This window comes from Alteriqipengyuania halimionae, assembly GCF_009827575.1.
GTDB lineage: Bacteria > Pseudomonadota > Alphaproteobacteria > Sphingomonadales > Sphingomonadaceae > Alteriqipengyuania_A > Alteriqipengyuania_A halimionae.
Genome location: NZ_WTYR01000001.1, coordinates 1,579,978 through 1,603,037, shown reverse-complemented (window position 1 = coordinate 1,603,037; position 23,060 = coordinate 1,579,978). Strand labels below are relative to the sequence as shown.

21 protein-coding genes are annotated in these 23,060 nt (G+C 65.4%); 11 read left to right on the top strand and 10 right to left on the bottom strand.

Going from position 1 to position 23,060, the window contains the following annotated elements:
- Positions 1-149: 149 nt before the first annotated feature.
- Both GRI68_RS07800 and GRI68_RS07795 read left to right on the top strand, forming a co-directional pair.
- Complete coding sequence (locus GRI68_RS07800; protein WP_160616731.1) at positions 150-923, top strand: SDR family NAD(P)-dependent oxidoreductase; 774 nt, start codon at positions 150-152, stop codon at positions 921-923.
- Between the two features lie 53 nt (positions 924-976).
- Positions 977-1,486, top strand: a complete 510-nt coding sequence (locus GRI68_RS07795; RefSeq protein ID WP_160616730.1) for a hypothetical protein — start codon at positions 977-979, stop codon at positions 1,484-1,486.
- A 28-nt stretch (positions 1,487-1,514) separates the two neighbouring features.
- Here the strand turns inward: GRI68_RS07795 and typA are convergent, their stop codons facing one another.
- Entirely contained in the window at positions 1,515-3,350 is a 1,836-nt protein-coding gene (gene typA, locus GRI68_RS07790; RefSeq protein ID WP_160616729.1) for a translational GTPase TypA, read from the bottom strand.
- A 287-nt stretch (positions 3,351-3,637) separates the two neighbouring features.
- Between typA and GRI68_RS07785 the strand changes: the two genes are divergently transcribed.
- Positions 3,638-6,304 carry a TonB-dependent receptor gene (locus GRI68_RS07785; RefSeq protein WP_160616728.1) on the top strand — a complete coding sequence of 889 codons (2,667 nt, stop codon included), beginning with the start codon at positions 3,638-3,640 and terminating at the stop codon, positions 6,302-6,304.
- 144 nt (positions 6,305-6,448) lie between these two features.
- Here GRI68_RS07785 and GRI68_RS07780 read toward each other — a convergent pair whose 3' ends face one another.
- A complete protein-coding gene (locus GRI68_RS07780; protein ID WP_160616727.1) occupies positions 6,449-8,953 on the bottom strand; it encodes an ABC transporter permease in 2,505 nt (834 codons plus the stop codon).
- A 27-nt stretch (positions 8,954-8,980) separates the two neighbouring features.
- The gene (locus GRI68_RS07775) at positions 8,981-9,685 is read right to left on the bottom strand and encodes an ABC transporter ATP-binding protein (protein ID WP_325063778.1); all 705 of its coding nucleotides are present in this window, start codon (positions 9,683-9,685) and stop codon (positions 8,981-8,983) included.
- Positions 9,686-9,733: 48 nt separating this feature from the next.
- On the opposite strand from GRI68_RS07775, the gene GRI68_RS07770 reads away from it, so the two are divergent.
- Positions 9,734-10,465, top strand: a complete 732-nt coding sequence (locus GRI68_RS07770; protein WP_160616725.1) for an arylesterase — start codon at positions 9,734-9,736, stop codon at positions 10,463-10,465.
- On the opposite strand, the gene recF is transcribed toward GRI68_RS07770, so the two are convergent.
- Complete coding sequence (gene recF / locus GRI68_RS07765; RefSeq protein WP_160616724.1) at positions 10,452-11,531, bottom strand: DNA replication/repair protein RecF; 1,080 nt, start codon at positions 11,529-11,531, stop codon at positions 10,452-10,454. The two genes, GRI68_RS07770 and recF, sit on opposite strands and share 14 nt — an antisense overlap.
- Positions 11,532-11,755: 224 nt before the next feature.
- Here recF and GRI68_RS07760 point away from each other — a divergent pair, with 224 nt between their 5' ends.
- Both GRI68_RS07760 and GRI68_RS07755 read left to right on the top strand, forming a co-directional pair.
- On the top strand, positions 11,756-11,899 hold the full coding sequence (locus GRI68_RS07760) for a hypothetical protein (RefSeq protein ID WP_160616723.1): 144 nt from the start codon (positions 11,756-11,758) through the stop codon (positions 11,897-11,899).
- Positions 11,896-12,108: a PspC domain-containing protein gene (locus GRI68_RS07755; protein WP_160616722.1), complete on the top strand. Its 213-nt coding sequence runs from the start codon at positions 11,896-11,898 to the stop codon at positions 12,106-12,108. The genes GRI68_RS07760 and GRI68_RS07755 overlap by 4 nt, the downstream gene beginning before the upstream one ends.
- A 64-nt stretch (positions 12,109-12,172) precedes the next feature.
- On the opposite strand, the gene GRI68_RS07750 is transcribed toward GRI68_RS07755, so the two are convergent.
- Positions 12,173-12,544 (bottom strand): VOC family protein, encoded by a 372-nt coding sequence (locus GRI68_RS07750; protein ID WP_160616721.1) that lies wholly within the window; start codon positions 12,542-12,544, stop codon positions 12,173-12,175.
- A gap of 164 nt (positions 12,545-12,708) precedes the next feature.
- Here GRI68_RS07750 and soxR point away from each other — a divergent pair, with 164 nt between their 5' ends.
- Positions 12,709-13,149 carry a redox-sensitive transcriptional activator SoxR gene (soxR, locus tag GRI68_RS07745; protein ID WP_160617893.1) on the top strand — a complete coding sequence of 147 codons (441 nt, stop codon included), beginning with the start codon at positions 12,709-12,711 and terminating at the stop codon, positions 13,147-13,149.
- Here the strand turns inward: soxR and smc are convergent, their stop codons facing one another.
- The 4 genes from smc to GRI68_RS07725 all read right to left on the bottom strand — a co-directional run bounded on the left by smc (position 13,150) and on the right by GRI68_RS07725 (position 18,722).
- On the bottom strand, positions 13,150-16,569 hold the full coding sequence (gene smc / locus GRI68_RS07740) for a chromosome segregation protein SMC (protein WP_160616720.1): 3,420 nt from the start codon (positions 16,567-16,569) through the stop codon (positions 13,150-13,152).
- A gap of 21 nt (positions 16,570-16,590) precedes the next feature.
- The gene (locus GRI68_RS07735; RefSeq protein WP_160616719.1) at positions 16,591-17,328 is read right to left on the bottom strand and encodes a thioredoxin domain-containing protein; all 738 of its coding nucleotides are present in this window, start codon (positions 17,326-17,328) and stop codon (positions 16,591-16,593) included.
- Between the two features lie 124 nt (positions 17,329-17,452).
- The gene (locus tag GRI68_RS07730) at positions 17,453-18,139 is read right to left on the bottom strand and encodes a DsbA family protein (RefSeq protein ID WP_160616718.1); all 687 of its coding nucleotides are present in this window, start codon (positions 18,137-18,139) and stop codon (positions 17,453-17,455) included.
- Between the two features lie 40 nt (positions 18,140-18,179).
- On the bottom strand, positions 18,180-18,722 hold the full coding sequence (locus tag GRI68_RS07725; RefSeq protein ID WP_160617892.1) for a DUF721 domain-containing protein: 543 nt from the start codon (positions 18,720-18,722) through the stop codon (positions 18,180-18,182).
- Positions 18,723-18,751: 29 nt separating this feature from the next.
- Between GRI68_RS07725 and GRI68_RS07720 the strand changes: the two genes are divergently transcribed.
- On the top strand, positions 18,752-19,789 hold the full coding sequence (locus GRI68_RS07720; RefSeq protein ID WP_160616717.1) for an A/G-specific adenine glycosylase: 1,038 nt from the start codon (positions 18,752-18,754) through the stop codon (positions 19,787-19,789).
- Positions 19,790-19,796: 7 nt separating this feature from the next.
- Here GRI68_RS07720 and GRI68_RS07715 read toward each other — a convergent pair whose 3' ends face one another.
- Positions 19,797-20,018: a hypothetical protein gene (locus tag GRI68_RS07715; protein ID WP_160616716.1), complete on the bottom strand. Its 222-nt coding sequence runs from the start codon at positions 20,016-20,018 to the stop codon at positions 19,797-19,799.
- A 129-nt stretch (positions 20,019-20,147) separates the two neighbouring features.
- On the opposite strand from GRI68_RS07715, the gene GRI68_RS07710 reads away from it, so the two are divergent.
- Genes GRI68_RS07710 through GRI68_RS07700 form a run of 3 tightly spaced genes read left to right on the top strand, consistent with a single transcriptional unit; the run spans position 20,148 to position 23,028 of the window.
- Positions 20,148-21,464, top strand: a complete 1,317-nt coding sequence (locus GRI68_RS07710) for a serine hydrolase domain-containing protein (protein WP_160616715.1) — start codon at positions 20,148-20,150, stop codon at positions 21,462-21,464.
- 2 nt (positions 21,465-21,466) lie between these two features.
- Positions 21,467-22,363, top strand: a complete 897-nt coding sequence (gene nudC, locus GRI68_RS07705; RefSeq protein WP_234028879.1) for an NAD(+) diphosphatase — start codon at positions 21,467-21,469, stop codon at positions 22,361-22,363.
- Positions 22,360-23,028 (top strand): DsbA family oxidoreductase, encoded by a 669-nt coding sequence (locus tag GRI68_RS07700; RefSeq protein ID WP_160616714.1) that lies wholly within the window; start codon positions 22,360-22,362, stop codon positions 23,026-23,028. The genes nudC and GRI68_RS07700 overlap by 4 nt, the downstream gene beginning before the upstream one ends.
- Positions 23,029-23,060: the final 32 nt, after the last annotated feature.

The window sequence follows — 23,060 nt, the reverse complement described above, 5'->3', positions numbered from 1 at the left end:
GGAAGGTTCCCCGTATGGCTCTGTGCACGAGGCTAGGGGGCGAGGGCCGGGGCGGCAAGCGTCAATCGAGCACATCCAAATCGAGAATTCTCGAAACACACGGCGCCGCCACCCATTGATCGGCTGAACCAGTCATTCAGGAGCTTCGCATGCAACGTTTCACCGACAAAACCGTCATCGTTACCGGATCCTCGAGCGGGATCGGCGCGGCCATCGCGCGCCGCTTTGGGGAGGAGGGCGCCAATGTCGTGCTCAATTCGCGCAATCGCGAGGACATCGCGGAGGTCGCGAAAGACATGGACACGGCGCGCACGCTGCTGGTGGAGGGCGACGTTTCCGACCCCGAGTTTCCGGAGCGGATAATTCGCGAAACCGTCGACCGGTTCGGCGGGCTCGACGTGCTGGTCAACAACGCCGGGGTCGGCACCAACGGGCCGCTGGCAGAGGCGGAGGACGACGATATCGACGGTGCGATCGACATCAATGTGAAGGGCGTGCTGCGGATGTGCCGCGCGGCGATCCCCGCGCTGGTCGGGAGCAAAGGCAGCATCGTCAACACGTCGAGCGTCTCGGGCACCGGCGGCGACTGGACGATGCCGATCTACAATGCCTCGAAAGGCGCGGTGACGAACCTTACGCGCGGGTTGGCGCTGCAACTGGGCGGCCAGGGCGTACGGGTGAACGCCATCTGCCCCTCGATGACCCGCACCGATATGGCCAGCGGGATCACCGACAATGACGAACTGTTGGAGGCCTTCAACCGCCGTATGCCGCTCGGCGCCCCGGCAGAGCCGGAAGACATTGCCGGCCCGGTCCTGTTCCTTGCCAGCGACGATGCGCGGATGGTGACGGGGGTTAACCTGCCGGTCGATGGCGGCGTCAGCGCGAGCAACGGCCAGCCGAACTTCGCGGCGTTTCAGTAGGACGCAGGGGTAGGCTGGCGGGAAAGGTTCGCGTGGGGAGGCGTTGAGCCGGTATGAAACACGCTATCCTCCCGCTCGCCCCGCTCGCGCTCGTCGCACTCGCTGCCTGCTCGGCCGATCCCGCGCCTGCCGATCCCGAAGACACGGCCAGCGCTCCGGAAATGTCGGTCGAGACGCCCGCGGCCACGCCGAAGGCTCCGCCCATCGCAACCGGCACGCCGGCGACCGAAGCCGAACTGGCCGAGGACGCCGCGACGGTCCGCAATGCCAAGACGGTGTCGACGATCCCGGAGCGTTTTCAGGGCACGTTTGCCAAGACCCAGGCCGATTGCGACAATCGCAGCCATGGCGTTTTCACCATCACCGGCGACGAGATCGAGTTCTTCGAATCGCGCGGCAAGGTGCAGAGCGTGAAGGTCGACGGCGATTACGCCGCCGCGACGGTCGACGAAACCTATGTCGAGACCACGCGCTACATTTTCTACATGGCGCTCGAAGGCGCGGACCGCCTGCGCTTCCGATACGACAAGGGCGAGCGGTACACCTATATGCGCTGCACATAGGCGCTCGCTCGCCCGATAGGTCGGCTGATCAGCCTTCCTTGCGCGACATCTTCTTGCGCTCGTGCGGGTCGAGATAGCGCTTGCGCAGGCGCACGTTCTGCGGGGTGACTTCCACCAGTTCGTCGTCCTGGATGTAGGCGATCGCCTGCTCGAGCGTCATCTTGCGCGGCGGGGTCAGCTTGATCGCGTCGTCCTTGCCGGTGCTGCGGAAGTTGGTCAGCTGCTTGGACTTGAGCGGGTTCACCTCGAGGTCCTGCGGCTTGGCGTTCTCGCCGATCACCATGCCCTGATAGAGCTTCTCGCCCGGCTTCACGAACAGCACGCCGCGATCTTCGAGCGCATTGAGCGCGTAACCGACCGCTTCGCCCTGTTCCATCGAGATCAGCACGCCGTTCTGGCGGCCTTCGATCTTGCCCTTGTAGGGGCCGTATTTCTCGAACAGGCGGTTCATGATCCCGGTGCCGCGCGTGTCGGACAGGAACTCGCCGTGATAGCCGATCAGGCCGCGCGACGGGGCGGAGAAGGTGAGGCGGGTCTTGCCGCCGCCCGAGGGACGCATGTCCGTCATCTCGGCCTTGCGCTGCGCCATCTTCTCGACGACCGTGCCCGAATGCTCGTCATCGACATCGACGACGACCGTTTCATAGGGCTCCATCCGCTCGCCGTTTTCCTCGCGGAACAGCACGCGCGGGCGGCTGATCGACAGCTCGAAGCCTTCGCGGCGCATGTTCTCGATCAGCACGCCGAGCTGCAATTCGCCGCGGCCCGCCACTTCGAAGGCGTCCTTCTCGGCGCTTTCGGTGATACGGATCGCGACATTGGTCTCGGCTTCGCGCTCGAGCCGTTCGCGGATCACGCGGCTCTGCACCTTGTCGCCTTCGCGGCCCGCATAGGGGCTGTCGTTGACGGCGAAAGTCATCGACAGCGTCGGCGGATCGATTTCCTGCGCGTGGAGCGGCACGGTGACTTCGGGCGCGGCGATCGTATCGGCCACGGTGGCCTCGGTCAGACCGGCGATGGCGACGATGTCGCCCGCCTTGGCGTGCAGCACGGGGGTGCGCTCGAGGCCTTCATAGGCGAACACCTTGGTGGCGCGACCGGCCTCGACGACTTCGCCCTTCAGGTTGAGCGCGCGGATCGGCATGCCGACTTCGAGGCGGCCGCTTTCGATCCGGCCGGTCAGGATGCGGCCGAGAAACGGATCGCGATCGAGCAGCGTCGCGAGCATCGCGAAATCGCCGTCGGGATCGAGATCGGGCTCGGGAACGTGGCTCACCAGCGTTTCGAACAGCGGGATCAGGTCGCCATCACGCACGCTGTCTTCGGGGCCGGCATAGCCGGCACGGCCCGAAGCGTAGAGCACGGGGAAATCGAGCTGCTCGTCATTGGCGTCGAGATTGACGAACAGGTCGAACACTTCGTCGAGAACTTCCTGCGGGCGCGCATCGGGGCGGTCGATCTTGTTGACGACCACGATTGGCTTGAGGCCGAGGCCGAGCGCCTTGCCGGTGACGAACTTGGTCTGCGGCATCGGGCCTTCGGCAGCATCGACCAGCAGGACGACGCCATCGACCATCGACAGGATGCGTTCGACTTCGGCACCGAAGTCGGCGTGGCCGGGCGTATCGACGATGTTGATGCGATAGGAGTTCGCCTTGCCTTCGGGCACCCACTCGATCGAGGTCGGCTTGGCGAGAATGGTGATCCCGCGTTCCTTCTCGAGATCGTTGGAATCCATTGCGCGTTCTTCAATGCGCTGGTTTTCGCGGAAGGTGCCGGATTGGCGGAACAGCTGGTCGACCAGCGTGGTCTTGCCGTGGTCGACGTGCGCGATGATCGCCACGTTGCGGAGCGAAGTGGTCATTCGAGGATATCCGTAATGCGTGTTTCGTCGGCGGCTGCGTTCGTTGTGCGCCGCACAATCGGGCGCGCCACTAGCCGACAGGGGGCGTGCAGGCAAGATGGTGCCTTGTGGCGCGATTGCAACAGAAAGGCGGGTTAACGCCGTCAAACCGCGCAAAAGCGGGCAAATCGAGCGGAATCGACGACATTGCGATTGTCGCGAGCTAATCGATCGATTAATCATAAGGGGTCTAGGAGAACCGCGTGGAACCGCCAAAGCGGCCACGCTCCATGGGAGAGTAATGCTTCATGATTACCCGTTTCAGCGGCCGTAAAGCCGGTTTCCGTTTCGCCCTTCTTGCCGGTGCGGCAAGCATGGCGCTGCCCTCGATCGCGCATGCGCAAGATGTCGACAAGGCGTCCGACGAAGACGATGTCGAGATGGCGCAGCCCGATGACGGCGATACGTTCGATGCGCAGGAAGATGTCGCGACCGGCAACCGTGTTGTCATCACCGCGTCCAAGCGCGAAAAGACCCTTCAGGAAACCCCGATCTCGGTCAGCGTGACCGGTGGTGAAACGATCGAGCGCGCGGAAATCCGCGACCTCATCGATCTTCAGACGGTCACCCCGTCGCTCCGCGTCAGCCAGAACCAGAGCTCGGCGCAGACCACCTTCATCATCCGCGGCTTCGGCAACGGCGCCAACAATTTCGGCATCGAACCGTCGGTCGGCGTGTTCATCGACGGCGTCTATCGCTCGCGTTCGGCGGGCCAGATCGCCGACCTCGCCAACGTCTCGCGCATCGAAGTGCTGCGCGGCCCGCAATCGACCCTGTTCGGCAAGAACGCCAGCGCGGGCGTGATCTCGGTCGTGACCGAGGCTCCGCAATTCGAATTCGGCGGTTCGGCTTCGGCGACCTACGGCAATTACAACCAGGTCGTGGTCAAGGCCGACGTGACCGGCCCGATCGGCGAGTCGCTCGCCTTCGCGGTCGATGGTTCGTACAACACGCGTGACGGTTACGTCGAAGTCGCAGGCAGCGACGAGACCATCAACGATCGCGATCGCTGGGCCGTGCGCGGCCAGCTGCTGTTCGAACCGAGCGCCAGCACCAGCTTCCGCCTGATCGGCGACTACAGCAAGATCGACGAACTGTGCTGCTATGCCGGCACCGTGGCGGCCGGCCCGACCACGCCGCTGCTCTTCGCGGTGGGCGGCGCGACCAATACCGGTCCCAACAGCATCTTCGACGACGTCACCTATCTCAACCAGCTGCCGGTTAACGACATCGAGAACTACGGTGCCTCGTTGCAGGGCAATTTCGATTTCGGTCCGTTCTCGCTGACCTCGATCACCGCCTACCGCGCGCTGCGGTCCTTCAACGACCAGGATGTCGATTTCTCTAGCGCCGACGTCGTCCGTGAAACCCGCGACCAGGCCGTCGACACGTTCACCCAGGAACTGCGTGTGACGGGCGAACTCGGCCCCGTCGATGTCCTGCTCGGTGCCTATTATTTCAACGAGAGCATCGACCAGACCTCGAGCCTTAACAATGGCGAGGATGCACGCCTGTTCTTCGACCTGCTTGCAGGTGGTGGCGCTCCGGGCACGCTGGCGTTCATCGAAGGGGCCCTGGGCGTTCCGGCGAATACCTTTTTCCGTCCCGGCGCCCTGACGGCGGAACAGTTCTCGCTCGACAACGAAGCGCTGTCGCTGTTCGGCACCTTCGACGTCGCCCTGGGTGACCGCATCACCTTCACGGCCGGGTTCAACTACACGACCGATGAAAAGAACTTCGCGCTCTCGCAGCAGAGCTTCGACGTCCTTTCGAGCCTGAATTTCGTCGATATCGGCATCATCCAGGGCAGCGGTGGCGCGGTGACGACGCCGGAACAGTTCCGCGCGTTGCCGGAGGCGGTCCAGGCCGCGTTGCTCGCCGGCGCGACCAATCCGGCAACCAACCCGCTGCTTGCGCTGACTCCGCTGCAGTTCGTGCCGCCGTTCCTGAATACGCCGAATGCGGTCGAACCGGCCCGGACGAAGGATGACGATTTCAGCTACACGCTGCGGCTCGCGGCCGATCTCTTCGACGGGATCAATATGTATGCGACCTATGCGACCGGCTTCAAAGCTTCGTCGGTGAACCTGTCGCGCGATAGTCGCCCGGCGGCGACCGATTTCACGCCGGGTATCGGTGGCAGCGTGATCGCGGCCCCCGATTCGCCGATATTCAATGCCGGACTGATCGTCCCCAACCTTACGACCGGCACCCGCTTCGCCGGCCCGGAAGATGCCGAAGTCTTCGAAATCGGCGTGAAGGGCGAATTCCCCGGTATCTCGTTCGCGCTCGCGCTGTTCGACCAGAAGATCAAGGGCTTCCAGTCCTTCGCCTTCACCGGTACCGGCTTCGCGCTCACCAATGCCGGTGTCCAGTCGACCTCGGGTTTCGAATTCGACATGACGCTGCTGCCGGTCGACAATCTCGTCGTGACGGCATCGACCACTCTGCTCGATCCGAAGTATGACAGCTTCCCGGGATCGTCGGTCGGTGACCTGACCGGTGCGACACCGGCGGGCATCCCGGAAATCACCTTCGCGACTTCCGCGACCTACACGCTGGATCTCGGCAATTCGGGCAATTCGATCGTGTTCCGCGGTGATTACTACCACGAATCGGACACGCAGATCCTCGACGGACTGCCCGATTTCGCGACCCGTGCGCCGACCGGCGAAGTGATCGATTTCGGACCCGCGATCACGGCGGCCCAGCAGTACTCGCGTGAAGTGAACCAGGTGAACGCCTCGATCACCTTCATCATGGATAACGGCTTCGAGCTCGCCGCCTGGGCGCGCAACCTGCTCGACGAACGTTACCTGACGACGATCTTCCCGGGTGTTGCCCAGTCGCAGACGATCTCGGGTTATCCCAGCCAGCCGCGCACATACGGTGTGACGGCGCGCTACAAGTTCTGACGCTACAAGCGTTCAATCGAATACGGGGAAGGGGGGCTTCGGCTCCCCTTTTCTTTTGCGCGACGCTCACGCGGTCGAGAGATCCACGAAGCAGGAATGACGAAGGTGTGGGCAGTAGAGCTGCGCCGCAGTCGCTCCGGTGGCCTAGAGCGTGCGCAGCGCCTGTGCAGGCTTGGCTCTGAGGAGCGGCAGCGAGCCGCCTATCGCCACCACCAGCACGGTCGCTACACCGCCGCTGAGCACCGCAAGCACGGTCGGCCAATGCGGCAGCCAGTCGAATTCGAACAGCTGGGTCACCACCAGCCAGGCGAGGCCGCTACCGATCGCCAGCGCGACACCCGACAGAAGCGTGGCCAGCAGTGCATATTCGGCGAGCTGGAGCAGCAGAAGCTGCCGCCGGCTCGCGCCAAGCACGCGCAGGACGACATTGTCGTAGAGCCGGCTCGCCCGGGCTGCAGCGATCGCGCCGACGAGGACCGCAAGCCCCGCCAGCACAGCGACCGAAGCCGCCGCGAGGATGGCGATGCCTACCTGTTCGAGCAGGTCGCGCGCCTGCTTGAGGATCCCGCCCACCTCGATCGCCGAGGAGGAGGGGAACTGGCGCACCAGCGCCTGCAGCAGCGCGGCGGTCGCGCCGTCGGGTGTCTCGATCGTCGCGGCAAGGTTGTGCGGCGCATCCTCGAGCGTGTTGGGGCTGAAGACGAGGACGTAATTGAAGCCGAGCGCTTCCCAGTCGATGCGGCGGAAATTGGCGATCCGCGCGGTCCGCTCGACCCCCAGCACGCCGATCGTGATCGTGTCGCCGATGCGAAGGCCGAGCACGTCGCCCAGCTCGGCATCGACCGAGACGAGCGGATCGCCCTGCCACATCGGCCCCCACCACTGGCCTTCGGTGATCGTGTTCCCTTCGGGCACGGCGTCGGCATAGGTCAGGCCGCGCTCGCCGCGCAACGGCCAGGCCCCTTCGGGCAGTTCCTCCAGCTCATCGACGCGGACCTCGTCGTCTTCAGGGCCATAGGCGAGGATGCGACCGCGCAGCGCGGGCACGGTGCGAACGACCGATCCCGGTGCGGTCTCTTCGACCAGCGCACGGAAATCGTCCGCCCGGTCGCGCGGCACGTCGAGCACGAAATAGTCGGGCGCACGCTCGGGCACGCTCAGCTGGATATTGCCCGCAATGCTGGTCTGGATCGCCGCCAGCAGCACGAACGCGGAAAGGCCGAAGCCGAGCGCAGTGACGAGCGCGCCGGTTTGCGCGCCCGGCCGGTGAAGGTTGGCGAGTGCGATCCGTGCGATCGGTTGCGAAGGGCGCGGCACGCGGGCGGCCAGCTTGCGGATCGCCCAGCCCAGCAGCGCGAGGAGGCCGAGCATCGCTGCCGCTCCGCCGAGGAAGATCAGGCTCAGCATTTTCTGCGAGGCGGTCGCCAGCACCAGCGCCAGCAGCAAGGCGAGGCCGATTAGCACCGGCAGCCACGCGCGTCGGTCACGCGCGATCGGCGTGGCGCGGGCGCGCATCAGCGCCATGGCGGGGAAGCTGCGCGCGCGCGCCAGCGGCGGCGCGGCGAAGATCAGCGCGACCAGCAGCCCGAACAAAGGCGCGACGATCAGCGCGCGGGTATCCAGTGTAACCCCCGCAGCAACCGGCAGCAGCCCTTCGAGCGCCTTGCCGATCAGCGGGGTGAGGGCCACACCTGCAACCAGTCCCAGCACGCTGCCGACCAGCGCCGCGGCCAGGATCTGCAGCAGGTAGATTTTCGCGACATCGCCGCTGGTCGCTCCGAGCACCTTGAGGGTCGCGATCGATTGCCGTCGTGCTTCGAGATAGGAGGAGACACCGCCACCGATCCCGATCCCGGCGATCACCAGCGCGGCAAGGCCGACCAGAACGAGGAATTGCCCCATCCGCGAGACGAAGCGCTCGGCCCCCGGCGAGGCGCGCTCGGCGGTGTCGAAATCGTAGCCTGCGGTGGGAAAACGTTCTTCGAGTGCCTCGACTGTCTCGTCGAGGTCGCGCGGCGTATCGAAGGCGATGCGGGTTTTCGACTGGTAGAAGGCACCCGGTGCGGCGAGCCCCGCCGCCTCGGGAAACCCGGCGCGCACCAATACTGCGGGGCCCAGCGAGAAACCTTCGCCGAGGCGATCGGGTTCGGAAGCGATGATCCCGCCGACGCGCACGTCGCGTCCGCCGATCGCGAAACTGTTGCCGGGCTTCAGATCGAGCCGGTCGGCGGCGCCGCGGCTGAGCCAGGCTTCGTCCGCCGCTGGAGGGCCGACCGCGCGGCCATCCTCCAGCGTCAGTGTGCCGACCAGCGGGTAGGCCTCGTCGACCGATTTGAGTTCGATGGGAGAGACGAGATCGCCGTGGCGCGCCGTCGCCTGCATCCTGAGGCCGACCGAGACGTCGCCCAATTCCTCGAACGCGGCCAGTTCCTCGTCGGTGGGCGCGCGCTGCCAGACCTCGGCCTGGACGTCTCCACCCAGGATTTCGCGCCCGCGCGTTTCGAGCTCGCCTTCGATCGCTCCGGTCAGCGAATAGATCGCCGCCAGCGCGCCGACGCCGAGGAACAGGCACACCAGCAACAGCCGAAGCCCGCGAAACCGCGCGTTGAGTTCGCGTCGCGCGATCCGCCAGGCAGTGGACCAGTTCACATGTTGCTCCCTGCCATGGGGAGGGTGTTACCGGGCATCGTCGCTCACGATCCGGCCGTCGCCCAGCGTCACGATCCTGTCGCATCGTTCGGCCAGGGCCGGGTCGTGCGTGATGATCACCAGAGTGGCCCCGGTCTCGGCGCGGCGGGCGAACAGGACATCGACGATCTGTTCGCCGGTCGCGGCGTCGAGATTGCCGGTCGGTTCGTCGGCGAAGATCAGCGTCGGACGCGGAGCGATCGCGCGGGCGATGGCCACGCGCTGCTGCTCGCCGCCCGAAAGCTGGGTGGGGTAGTGATCGAGCCGGTGCCCGAGACCGACCGCTTCCAGTTCCGCCGTGGCTCGTTCGCGCGCCTCGCCCATCCCCGCCAGTTCCATCGGGGTCGCGACATTCTCGCGCGCGGTCATGGTGGGCAGCAGGTGGAAGGCCTGCAGCACAATCCCGATCTTGCCGCGCCGCGCCGTGGCCAGCGCATCCTCGTTCATGGTCGCGAATTCCTCACCCGCGACCATCACCCTCCCACCGCTCGCGCGTTCGAGGCCGGAGAGCACCGCCATCAGCGAGCTTTTCCCCGAGCCCGAGGGGCCGAGCAGGGCGAGCGTCTCTCCCTCATACACTTGAAGGTCGATGCCTTTGAGGATTTCGACGGGCCGCGCGGTATCGCCGAGCGTCAGGCGGACATCGCGTGCGTCGATGGCGAGGGGGCTATTGGTCGGTTGGGGACTTGTCACCGCGCTGCGATGGCATAGCTTATGGCGAACTCGCAAGGAGGTTTCCCAATGAAACGCATATTGGTGTCGACGAGCGCCCTGCTGCTGCTGGTCGGCTGCGGCTCGTCGGACGATAATAGCACCCAGCCCGTGCCGCCCGAAAGCGCACGTACCGAACGCCCCGGAAAGCAGGTCGATCCGCAGGGCGAACCGGTGCAGATCCTCGCATTCGGCGACAGCCTGTTCGCCGGTTACGGGGTGGAATCGGATGAAAGCTATCCGGCCCAGCTCGAGGCCGCTTTGCGCGAACGCGGAATCAATGCGAGCGTCGCCAATGCCGGCGTATCGGGCGATACGACGCAAGCCGGGCGCGATCGGCTCGCTTTCACGATCGAGGCGCAGACAACCGCGCCCGATCTGCTGATCGTCGAATTGGGCGGCAATGACATGCTGCGCGGCATCGAGCCCGAACAGACGCGTTCGAACGTCAAGCGGATGCTCGAGATCGCGCAGGAGAAGGGTGTGCCCGTGCTGTTGTTCGGGATGCGCGCGCCGCCCAATATGGGCAAGGACTATGTCAGGCAGTACGATGCGATCTATGGCGATCTGGCCAAGGAATACGGCGTGCCGCTGGTTCCGTTCTTCCTTGAATCGATTTACCAGGACCCGGAAAATTTCCAGGACGACCGGGTCCATCCGACCCCTGCGGCGATCGGCACCCTGGTGGATGCGACAATCGACCAGATCATCGGCGCTTTCCCGAAGGAATTGACCGACAATCTGAGCGTCAACGCCGAGTAACCGCGCCTTCCGCCACGTCCCAGCGCGCCGCCTCATCGAGAATATCCTCGAACGGCGCCGCTTCGGTGCCGGTCAGCCAGACCTGTGCATTCCCGTTGCGCAAGCGCTCGAACAGCGCCGCGCGCCGTTCCGGATCGAGATGCGCGGCCACTTCGTCGAGAAGAAGGACGAGCGGGCGCTCGGCTGGCATGAGCCCGGCATGGGCGAGGACCAGCGCGATCAGCATGGCTTTCTGTTCGCCGGTCGAACAATCGCGCGCGGGCCGCTCTTTCCCCGCCATCGAGGCCACGAGGTCCGCGCGATGCGGACCGACGAGCGTGCGCCCGGCCGCGCGTTCCTCGCGGCGACGTTGACCAAACGCGGCGGCGAGTTCGGCCGCGTCAGGCGGCCCGCCGCCTTCGAGCGCAAGGTCGGGCCGGGCGAACGGTTCGTCGGGCAGCACGGCGAGCGTATTGGCGAGGCGCTCGACGAGCCTCGCGCGCGCGGCACTGATCGCTGCTCCGTGCTCGGCCAATTGCGCTTCGAGTCCCGCAAGCCAGTCCGGATCGGGCGGGCGGTCGTCCGACAACAGGCGATTGCGCTCGCGCAGGGCAGCTTCGTAGCGGGTCGAATGCCGGGCATGTCCGGGTTCGAGCGCCAGCACCAGCCGATCGAGAAAGCGCCGGCGGCCACCCGGGCTGTCGGTGAACAAGCGATCCATCGCCGGGGTGAGCCACAACATGCCGAGCCATTCGCCGAGCCGCCCCAGTGGCGCGTCGGCTCCGTTGATGCGCGCGGTGCGCCTGCCGGGACGTTCCGGAGTGACCTTCGTCCCTAGGCGAACGATTTCTTCGCCTGCGCGCAGATCGGCGCCGATGGCAAAGCCACCCGGGCCGCCTTCGCGCGCCATTTCGCCCGCAGCAGCGCGGCGCATCCCGCGTCCCGGAGAGAGCAGGGAGATCGCTTCGAGCACATTGGTCTTGCCCGCTCCGTTGTCGCCCAGAAGCAGGTTGAACCGCCGCGCCCCGGTGAGTTCGCTGAGCGCGTGATTGCGGAAATCGGAGAGGGTCAGCGAGGCGAGCGCCATGGCGATTGCACTAGGCGAGGGAGAGGGCACAGGTCACGCGCGAAATCGCCAAACCAAGAATTGGGGAAATTTCCCACAACGTGGCATTCAGCATCCAGACAGGTTTCGATGCTTTGTGCAGGAATGGCGGAGTTCTGCGGTTTTTTCAGTTTGGCACGCCCCCTGCAATGTCTCTGGCATGGTCGGACACAGGGTTCGACCGGATAAGATAAGGACGCAAATAAATGTCTAGCTTCACTTCGCTCCGTAACCAGGTCGCCGCCGCTGTTTCGGCTCTGGCCCTCTCGCTGGTACTGATCACGGGCACCGTCGCCATGCCGACCGATGCCGCCAACGCCAGCACCGTCGTCATCGGTCAGCTCGCATGAGCCAGCTCGATCGCCATAACACTCCCGGGGCACCAACCAAGTTCCGCCTCGGCCGCGCCGATGCCAAGCTGATGGGCGTGTGCTCCGGGATCGCCAATTATTTCGGCTGGGACGTCACCATCGTTCGCGTCGCCTGGGTGCTGGCCGCCCTGTTCGGGATCGGCGCACCGTTCCTGATCTACCTCGCGATCGGCCTGATCGCGGACTGAGACCGGAGGCTTCGGCCTCCGGCCCCGGTATCCACGGCGCGATCGGTCGATCGCGTCATGCTGCTCAATAATAGCAGACCACTTCCCACTCTATCCCGTCCCAATCGAAGAAATAGAACCGCCGGCCGGGATCGTAATCGGCATGGTTGAACGGAACCAGGCCCGCTTTTTCCACCACAGCTTCTGCGCCGTCGAGGTCGTCGACCTCCAGCGCAACGTGGTTGAGGGGCAATCCCTTCACGAAGCCGCCGATTACGCGCGGCGCCGTATAAAGAGCGATATAATTGCTCTCGCTCCCGATATGGATCGTATGGCCGCCACCGGCCGCCGGTCCTTCCCAGCGCACCTTCCATCCGCACATTTCGGCCAGCAAGGCAGCCATGCGGCGATTGTCAGAGACGCTGATATTCACATGTTCGAGCAAGCCCTTGGGCATCGGTATTCTCCTGATTTCGAATAAGTCCAATGCCCCTCCTGCGGGAGGGACTTGCCTCATATGCAAGCTGAAGTTAGGTTTAGGTCAACAGTGAAATTGCCGATGATGGTAAACGGCTCAAGCGATGCCGTGCCGCAAGCCATCGATTGGGGGCGCGAATGGCGATGCATAAAAACGATCTCTTGCCGATCGGCGCGCTGGCGCAACGCACCGGGCTGGCCGTGTCGGCGATCCGTTTCTACGAAAAGAAGGGCCTGATCGAGAGCCTGCGCACGCCGGGCAACCAGCGCCGCTTCCTCCGCTCGGACATCCGTCGCCTCAGCTTTGTCCTGATTGCGCAGAAACTTGGCCTCAATCTCGAGGAGATCGAGGTCGAGCTGGCGAAACTGCCGCAGGGCCGCAATCCCACGAAGGCGGACTGGCAGCGAATCAGCCGCTCTATGCGAACCATGCTCGATGCCAAGATCAAACTGCTCCACCGCACCCGAAACAAGCTCGACCAATGCATCGGCTGCGGCTGCCTCAGCCTCGAACGTTGCGCGCTCTACAATAAGGGCGATCGCGCATCGGCGATGGGGGCGGGGCCCCGTTTCGTGCTCGAGTGATCACTCGGCGGCGAGCAATTCCTCTGCTCCGCCCAGATCCACGCTGACCAAGCGTGAGACGCCTTTTTCGACCATCGTCACACCGAAAAGGCGATGCATCCGGCTCATCGTTACCGCGTTGTGGGTGACGATCAGGTAACGCGTCTTGGTTTCGCGCGTCATCGCGTCGAGCAGGTCGCAGAAGCGGTCGATATTGGCATCGTCCAATGGCGCGTCGACTTCGTCGAGCACGCAGATCGGGGCCGGATTGGTAAGGAACAGCGCAAAGATCAGCGCGATCGCGGTGAGCGCCTGTTCGCCGCCTGACAGCAGCGTGAGCGATTGCAAGCGTTTGCCCGGCGGCTGCGCGTAAATCTCCAGGCCTGCTTCCAATGGGTCGTCGCTGTCGATGAGCGCCAGATGCGCCTTTCCGCCTTCGAACAGCCGGGTGAACAGCCGCTGGAAATGCTCGTCGACCGCATGGAACGCGGCGCGCAGCCGTTCGCGACCCTCGCGGTTGAGATTGCCGATCGAGCCGCGCAGGCGGTTGACCGCTTCGCCCAGTTCTTCCTGTTCGGCAATGCTTGCGCCGTGCTCCTGCTCGGCTTCCTCGAGCTCGCTCTGCGCCACGAGGTTCACGGGGCCGAGCCGGTCGCGGCTCGCCACGAGACGGTCCATCTCGGCGCTTTCCTCTCCCGCTGCCTTGACCGCATCCTCGTCAAATTCGAACTTTCCCGGCAGCATCGGTGGAGGACACTGGAAGCGTTCGCCGGCGACCGCCGCCATCTCGCGGCGCCGTTCATCCTCGCTTTCGGCGCGGGTGGCGGAGGCGGCGCGGCCCTCGCGCGCGGTCGAGAGCGTCTCCTGCACATTGCGCAGCGCCTCGTCGGCATGGCGGGCGTTTTCGCCAGCCTCGGTGACCGCCTTGTCCGCCGCTTCGAGTTCCTGCGTCAGCCGCGCGCGGACCACATCGCCCTGTTCGATTTCCTTGATCAGCCCCGCGGGCTTGGCCGCGATCACCGCGCGTTCCTCGGCGATCTCCTCGAACCGGCGGGTCATTTCGGACAGGCGTCGCGTGGCGTCGTCGCTGCGCGCCTGCCAACCGGCGATATCGGCCTTCTGCCGCTCGGCGCGCTCACGCGCCACTGCAAGGTTCTGTTCGTGCCCCGCCAGTGCACTCGATGCGGCCTGCAATGTCGCGCGCGCGGCGTCCTGTTTGGATTGCGCCGCCGCCAACGTCGCGCGACCGGTTGCCGGGTCGGGCAGTTCGGCCTGTTTGGATCGCGCGTTGTCGAGATCGAGTTCGGCCTGCTTGCGCTGCTCGCCCAACTCTCCTTCGGCTCGGTCGATCTCTTCGGCGCGGCTGGCGAGGCGGGCCTTGAGGGCTTCGGCGCGATCGACATCGCGCAGCGCCGCGCGTTCGCTTTCGACGGCCTCGTTGACTGCGCGTTCGGCAGCGACGAGCTCGGTCTGGAGATTGCGCAGGGCATCTTGCGCTTCGCTTTGCCGGGTGTCCGCATCCTCCACCGCCGCGCGCAATTTCGGGACTTCCGCGTCCAGCTCGGCGAAACGGTTCTCGGCTTCGAGCCGCGCTGCTTCGGCACCGCCTTCGCCGCGCGCGACGAACCCGTCCCAGCGCCGCAGTGCGCCGCCCTTCGTAACCAGCCATTCGCCCGGACCGAGCGTGCGGCCGTCATCGGCTTCGGCGATATGCACAAGCGCGAGCCGTGCGGCGAGTTCGGACGGGCAATCGGTGACGTGGGCGGCGAGGTTGTCGGCGACCGGCGCGGGCTTTGCCGCCCCCGTCCAATAGCGGCCATCCTGATCATCGGGCGCATCGCCGAGCATCGCCTTGGCATCGCGGCCCAGCGCGGCGGCGAGCGCGCGTTCATACCCCTTCTCGGCGCGCACCTTATCGAGAGCCTTGGGCAGCGCGCCCTTCGATTGCCGTTCGCGCGCCTCGCGGTCGCGCTTCAAGGCCTGCCATTCGCGCTCGACACCCGCCAGCTCGGCTTTCGCCGATGACAGGGCAGAGGAAGCCTCGTCGCGCGCGGTTTGCAAGCCGTCCTTGGACTCGCGCTTGGTTTCGAGCGCGGATCGGGCTTCGACAAGTTGCTGTTCGGCTTCGGTGCGCGCCTGTTCGGCCTCGCGGAGCAATTGCTCCGGATCGCCTTCTTCGGAGAGCGCGGTACGGGCATCGGCCAAGCGCCGTTTCTCATTCTCCAGCCGGTCTAGGCGGGACTGCGCCTGTTCGAGGGCAGCCTCGGCAACGCGCCATTCGGCTTCGACCCCCGCCTGGTCGGCCGTCGCCTTGGCCAGAGCGAGCTCGGCGGCGCGCGCTGCGCTCTCCGCCTTTTCGACCTCCGCAGCCAGCGCCGGCGCGCGCTCTTCATCCGCTGCAAGCGCCGCGGCGCCCTGCTGCAATTCCTTTTCGAGACGCGCCAGCGCTTCGGCGGCGTCTTTGGTCAACCGGTCGGCATCGCCGCGATCCTCTTCGAGCCGCTGCTTCTGGCGGTCGAGATCGGCGAGCCGTTCCTCTGCCGCCTGCAACTGGTCCGACAAGGCTGACATGCGATGGCCGTGGGCGGATGCATCGTCGCGCCGGTCGGCCTGCTCGTCGCGCGCCTCGGTCAGGCGTTCGGCAGCGGCGGCCTGGGCCTTTTCGGCGTCCTTCGCACGGGCCTGCGCTTCGGTGACACGCGCCTCGGCAGCGGCGGCTTCCTGCTTGGCGGCATTGGCGGCGGCGGCCGCATCGCGCCAGCGGGCGAATACCAGCCGCGCCTCGGCGACGCGGATCTGGTCGGTCACCTTGGTATAGCGTTCGGCCGCCTTGGCCTGCCGCCGCAGCGAAGAGATCCGGCTGTCGAGCCCCGCCATGATGTCTTCGAGCCGGGCAAGATTGGTCTCGGTCGCGCGCAGTTTCTGCTCGGCATCCTTGCGCCGGACATGAAGACCGGAAATGCCCGCCGCCTCTTCGAGCATCTGGCGGCGCACGGTGGGCTTGGCCGCGATCACCTGCGCGATCTTGCCCTGGCTGACGAGGGCAGGGCTGTGCGCGCCGGTCGCGGCGTCGGCAAAGGTGAGCGCGACATCCTTGGCCCGGACATCCTTGCCGTTGAGGCGATAGGCGCTGCCCGCGCCGCGCTCGACCCGGCGCAGCACTTCCAACTCGTCGCCATCGTCATCGGCGGCGGAGAGCTGGACTTCGGCGAAATCGCGCGGCGGGCGCGATTCCGTTCCCGCGAAGATCACGTCTTCCATTCCACCCGATCGCAGCGATTTGGGCGAGTTTTCGCCCATTACCCAGCGGATCGCCTCGAGCAGGTTGGATTTGCCGCACCCATTGGGGCCGACGACGCCTGTCAGGCCGGGTTCGATGCGCAGTTCGGCAGGCTCGACGAAGCTCTTGAAGCCGCTCAGTCTAAGCCGCTTGAACTCCATCCGTGCCCCCCGAGAGCGCGCTTACCGCGCGCCCATCGCCTCCAGGCGTTGCTTCAACCGAGACCATTTGGTCTCTTCGAACTTGTTGCCGTTGACATAGATCGTCGGCGTTCCGGTGATATCGTATTCCTGGGTCCATTGCTGCGACTGATCGGCCAGCTTGGTCGCCGTGTCCTGATCCGCCAGGCAGGAGGCGGCCTCGTCTCGGCTGATCCCGCGCTGGGCGAAAAAGTCGAGCATCCCCGAAAGTTCCGCGAAGGCGAGTTTCTGCTGCTCGGGCGGCATGGTTTCGATCTGCCGCAAGCGAGGATCGGAGAAGCTCTCGGTAAACTCGTCGAAGCGGGCGAAATGCTGTTCGGCCAGCGGAATCACGCGCTCGGGATTGCCGCATTGCATAATCTGGGTGCCGATAAGATCAGGCCCCGCGCGCAGGTAGTTGCGATATTCGTAGGACACGCGCCCGCTGGAGACGAGCTCCTTGATTTCGGCAGCCCCCTCGTTCGAAAAATCGGCGCACACGTGGCAGGTTAGCGAAGCGAACTCTAGCACCTTGATCGGAGCGTCCGGATTGCCCATCCGGAACCCGCCTTCATCGGTCTTTACGACGGTCTCGGTCCAGTCCTGGCCGTCCGGCGCAGGGATGGCGGCAATCGGCTCACCATCCAGTTCGACCCCGGTGCTGGCATCGTCTCCGCCGCCGCAGGAGGCGAGCGCCAGGGCGAGCGGGCTGAGGGCGAGAAAGCGGAAGGCACGGTTCATGAACGTAAAACCTCGTGGGAACGGGAGACAAGTCTAGGCGAAGCTGCGCGCGAGCCGAAAGGCGCGCTTCCGCTTCTCCACCGGCTTTGCACAGATTTGGGCCCCGTAACAGGCGAAACTTGGACTATTTCGGCGCGTTCAACCGCTCGCCAAGCCAGCTGGCGACGCCAGCCGCGCTGTTCGTGGGAAGCCGCGCACCGTCGAAGACGAAGGTGGGCGTGCCGGTGATGCCTTGCGCTGCGGCTTTATCCGTCTGCGCGATGATCGGCTCGTAGATGGCCGGGTTGCCGAGACACCGGTCGAGTTCGGCGCGGCCGAGGCCCTGCTTCGCCATCATGTCGTAGAGACCGATATCGCTAGCGACCGCCTGCAGGCGCTGTTTGGGCGTGCCGACTTGATAGCGCTGGCGTTGCGCGTCCGTTGCATTGAAGAATTTCGGCGACCACTTTTCGTAGCTCTTCAGCATCGCTGCGTGCCCACGGAAAAAATCCTCGTCCGGCAGGCAATGCACGGCCGAAGCCACGGTGAGATCGGCGATATTGAGAATGAAGTGACGCACTTCGAACCGCATCCTGCCATCGCCGACGAACTGCGTCTTGATCGCATCGGCGCCGTCCCGCTCGAATTCGAAGCAGTGGACGCAGGTGTAGCTCATATATTCGGTGAGCGTGTGCTTCGCCTTCGGGTCGCCGACGATATGCGACTTTTCCGGGGTCGAGACGACATTGGTCAGCCAATTGGCCACGGGGGCCGGAGCGGCAGCGATCGAGGCGATGGCGATGGTCGCGGCCAGCAGGCTCTTGCGGATCATGGCGAAGTCTTGTCCCTGTCTATCTCGGTCCGGGCCTGTCTCAGTCCGGGGTCTGGTTGGTCAGCCCGCGCGCCAGCCCTTCGAGCACAGCACGCAGCTCCGGATCTCCGATATCTCTCAGCGAATCGCCCAGCTCGACCGGAATCGGTTTGAGACTGGGCGGTGCGGCAGGAGCTTTGCGCTCGGGCGCCTTAACCGCGCCTTGCCGCAGCTTGACCTGGGCGACCGCATTGTAACCGAAAAAGCGGTTCACCCGCTCGACGATTTCGGGCGTGACGTGCTGGATCATCGGCGCATGGGCGGGCAGCACGACGAGTTCGAGCGTGCCGCCATCCTTTCGCCCGCGGGCGAAGCGGATGCGTTCGGGCTGGCAGGTGCGGGCATGCTGCGCGCCGACGATTTCGGGCCAGCGGGTCACGATCGAGCTTTGCACGAAGCCGAATTTGCGGAACGCTGCGCGTCCGATATCGGGCACCAGTTCGCCCAGCCGCCGTGCGCCCATGCCGCGCGGGCGCTCATAGCGCTTGCCAGCCTTGGACTTGCCCTTGGTGGGGCGCGATTTGGGAGGATCGGAGCGTTCCATGCGAAGCCGCTTCATGCCATGGCTGCGGCATGACTTCCAGCCCGATCGCGACCCTGCTGCTCGATTGGTACGCCGATCATGCGCGCGTGCTGCCCTGGCGCGTGCCGCCTGGCGGAGAGGCTCCGGCGGATCATGTCTATCGCGTGTGGCTGTCCGAAGTGATGCTGCAGCAGACCACCGTCGCCGCGGTGCGCCCGCGTTTCGAGGCATGGGTGGAGCGCTGGCCGAGTGCCGCCGACCTCGCAGCCGCGAGCGAGGAACAGGTGATGGCCGCCTGGGCGGGACTGGGATATTATGCGCGCGCGCGCAATCTCGTGAAAGCGGCGCGAGAAGTGGCGGGGCGCGGCGGTTTTCCGACCACCGAGGCGGAATTGCGCGAATTGCCGGGGCTGGGGGATTACACCGCTGCTGCCATCGCCGCGATCGGCTTCGGCGAGGACGCGGTGCCGGTCGATGCCAATGTCGAGCGAGTGGTGGCGCGATTGTTCGCGATCGACGAACCCTTGCCGAAGGCGCGCAAGGCCATCCGCGAGAACGCGCGGGCGGTCTGGCCACGCGGGCGCGCGGGCGATTTCGCACAGGCGATGATGGACCTGGGATCGAGCATCTGCACTGCGCGCGATCCCAAGTGCCTGTTGTGCCCGCTGCGTGCACATTGCGCAGGCTATGCGATGGGCGAGCCCGAACGGCTTCCGGTCAAGCCGCCCAAGAAAGCCAAGCCCGATATTCGTGGAACGGCGTGGTGGATCGAGCGTGACGGTCAGGTATGGCTCGTGCGCCGCCCGGCCAAGGGCATGATGGGCCGCATGCGCGCTCTACCCGACGATGGCTGGACCGCGCGCGCCGACGGCTCTGGCCCAGCGCCGTTGGCGGGCGAGTGGCAGGATGTGGGCGCAATCGAACACACCTTCACCCATGCGCGCCTCACGCTGACGGTGAAGCGGCTGGAACCCCGAGAGGAACCCTCAGGCGAAGGTGAATGGTGGCCGATCGCGCGCCTCGATCACGCCGGGCTACCGACATTGTTTGCAAAAGCGGCGACGCGCGCGAAAGCGGCTATCGACTGAGGCTTGCCTAGAAGATGCCGCCGCCGATGCTCAGGCGGATCACCGCGACCAGCAATACGATCAGGTTGAAGTTCCGCCCCGATTTGTTGGGCGAAAGCTGGCCCACGATGATGCCCAGCGCGATGATGGGCAAGGCGAACCAGTTCCCCCAGCCGAGCAGTGGGATGGTGGCGGGGATCACGATGATCAGCGACAGCAGGCCAAGGAGCCAGGATATAAGGTTTCTCATGTGTCCTATATAGGTAGCACAGCTTCGCCGTTCAACGGCTGCTTTTGGCAGTCGGTCGTTCAACCGGCTTGCAGCTTGGCGCGACTAGTGCGACGGTCACACCCAGTCAGTGAGAGGAAAATATCGCCCATGCGCCCGATCGATTTTGCCACGCCCGCTCTTTCTCGTCGCCGCTTCCTGCGCGGTTCCGCCAGTGTCGCCGGAGGCGTGGCTGCCAGTTCCGCCTTGATGGGCGCACCCGCCTTCGCCCAGGGCGATGCCGCGCGCGATCTGTGGCCCAGCGTCGCCAAGCTGACCGAAGATTGGGTCGGCGGCGACAAGATCGTCAACATGGTCTCGGTGCTGGGCTTCGGGCAGGAAAAGTCGGTCGTGATCGCGTCCGGTCCGCAGACTCGCGGGCAGTCTACCCCCGCGGGGATCGACAGCCTCTATCGTATCTATTCGATGACCAAGCCGATCACCGGCATGGCCGCGATGATGTTGATCGACGAGGGCAAGATCGGGCTCGACCAGCCCATCGCCGAACTCATCCCGGCCTTCGCCAACACCAAGGTCAAGACCTCGGGCGGCGGCACCGAGAAGCTCGCGCGGCCGATCACCGTGCGCAATCTGCTCACCCACACGGCAGGCCTCGGTTACGCCATTCCCGGCTCGCCCGGCTCGAGCGAATATGGCGAGGTCGGGCTGACATCGGGCCAGGTCACGCGCCTGCCGATCCCCGGCCTGTCGGGCGGCAAGTCGGTCCAGAGCCTCGAGGAATTCGCCGATGTGCTGGCCAAGCAGCCGCTGATCTATCAGCCGGGGACGCGCTGGTCCTATTCGACCGGGCTCGAACTGCTCGGTCGGGTGATCGAGATCGGCAGCGGCATGCCGTTCGACCAGTTCCTCAAGTCGCGCATTTTCGAGCCCTGCGGCATGACCAGCACCTATTTCCAGGTGCCCGAGCGCGACAAGTCGCGGCTGACGACCAATTACGGTTCGATGGGCGGAAACCTGATCCCTCTCGATCCGGCAGTCGCCTCGATCTATCTCGACAAACCGCCGATCTATTGGGGTGGTTCGGGGCTGGTGTCCTCGCCGGCCGATTACGACGCGTTCCTGCGCATGCTGCTGGGCCTGGGCGAAATCGACGGCAAGCGCGTGATGAGCGATGCTGCCGTGCGTCTCGGCACCTCCAACCTGCTGCCCGAGGCCGTTTCGACCAAGGGCACCTGGGTCGATGGAGAGGGCTTCGGCGCGGGCGGTCGCGTCGGACTGGGCGAGCGTGAGGGCGTCTATGGCTGGGGCGGCGCGGCAACGACCGTGGCCTTTGTCCACTTCGGCGCCAATCTGCGCGCGGGGATGTACACCCAGCTTATGGTGCAGGGCGAAAACAAGCTGCAATCCGCCTTCCCCGATGCGGTCGAGAAGGACGTTTCCGCCATGGCGACCGCCAACGCCGCGTGAGCCTGCCCCCTGCAATAGCCTTCACCGGGTCGCCGATCGACCGGGCGGACCATTTGCGTACCGATCCCGAGGCGCTGGCGGGCCAGATGAACTGGCGCGCGCGGCTCCTAAAGCTCGATGGTCTGACGCCCGAGATCGACGATCTGGGCGCACTCGCCTGGGGCACTCTGGCCGATTGCGATCCGGATGCCGAGCTCGTGTTCCTCGGCACGATGGAAGGCAAGCCATGCTTCGCAGCCGTCCCGCCGGAAGGCGCGGACGGCCCGGCCTATGCCCAGCCGCAAATCTGGTCGGCGATGAACCTGCTCTCGGACAAGGACCTCGCCACCTATGGCGGGGCACGGAGCCTCGTCGACTGGCACGCGCGGCACCGCTTTTGCGCGCGTTGCGGGAGCGCCACCGAGATCGCGAAGGGCGGCTGGCAGCGCAATTGCCCCGAAGAAAAGGGTGGCTGCGGCGCGCAGCATTTTCCTCGCACCGATCCGGTGACGATCATGGTGGTCGAACATGATGGACGGCTGTTGCTGGGGCGCCAGCCGAACTTCCCGCCGCGCGTATTTTCGGCCTTGGCGGGCTTCGTCGAACCGGGAGAAAGTGTCGAGGAAGCGGTCGCGCGCGAGGTGAAGGAGGAGGCCGGCATCGCTGTGCGCGACGTGCGCTACGTCTCCAGCCAGCCCTGGCCGTTCCCCTCGCAATTGATGATCGGCTGTCACGCGATCGCAGACGACGACGCGCTGACCATCGACAAGACCGAACTCGAGGACGCGGGCTGGTTCACCCGCGCCGAACTCGAAGATGCGCGCGCTGCCGGCGCGGATGGCAACGACACGCTCGTGTTCCCCCGACGCGTCGCGATCGCGCATCATCTCGTCACCTGGTGGCTGGAGCAAAAGACATGAAGAACCTCGCAATCGACATCTACTCGGACGTGATGTGCCCGTGGTGCATTATCGGCTATCGCCAGCTGCTGAAGGCGCTCGACGAACTCGAGGGCGAGATTACGGTCGAGACGCGCTGGCGTCCGTTCGAGCTCAATCCCGATATGCCGCCCGAAGGTGAGGAGCGCACCGCACATATCGCGCGCAAATACGGTCGCAGCATGGATCAGGCACGCGAGGGCGCAGCCCATATGCAGGCCATGGCCGAACGGGTCGATTATTCCTTTGCGTGGGAAGGCGAGGGCGAGGAACCGCCCGCGCTGATGCGGAACACCTTCCTTGCCCACAAATTGCTCGCCCACGCGCTGGATGCGGCGGGATGGGAAGTGCAGACTTATCTTAAACTGGCGCTGTTCGATGCGCATTTCCGTGACCGGCGCGCTATCGGCGATCCGCAGGTGTTGCTGGACATTGCGGCGGGTGTCGGTCTCGATCGCGAGGCTTCGGCGGCGGCGCTTGCGGACGAGGCGCTCGGCGAACGGATTCGCGAGGAGGAGCAGGCCGCTTTCGATGCGAATATCACCGGCGTTCCGGCGATGGTGATCGAGGGCAAGTTCCTCGTTCCCGGTGCGCAGGAGCCCGAAACCTACGTCAACGCGCTGCGGCGGGTGGCACAGAAAGCGTAACCGCCGCCCTTGAGATCGGCAGGAGCGGCGGA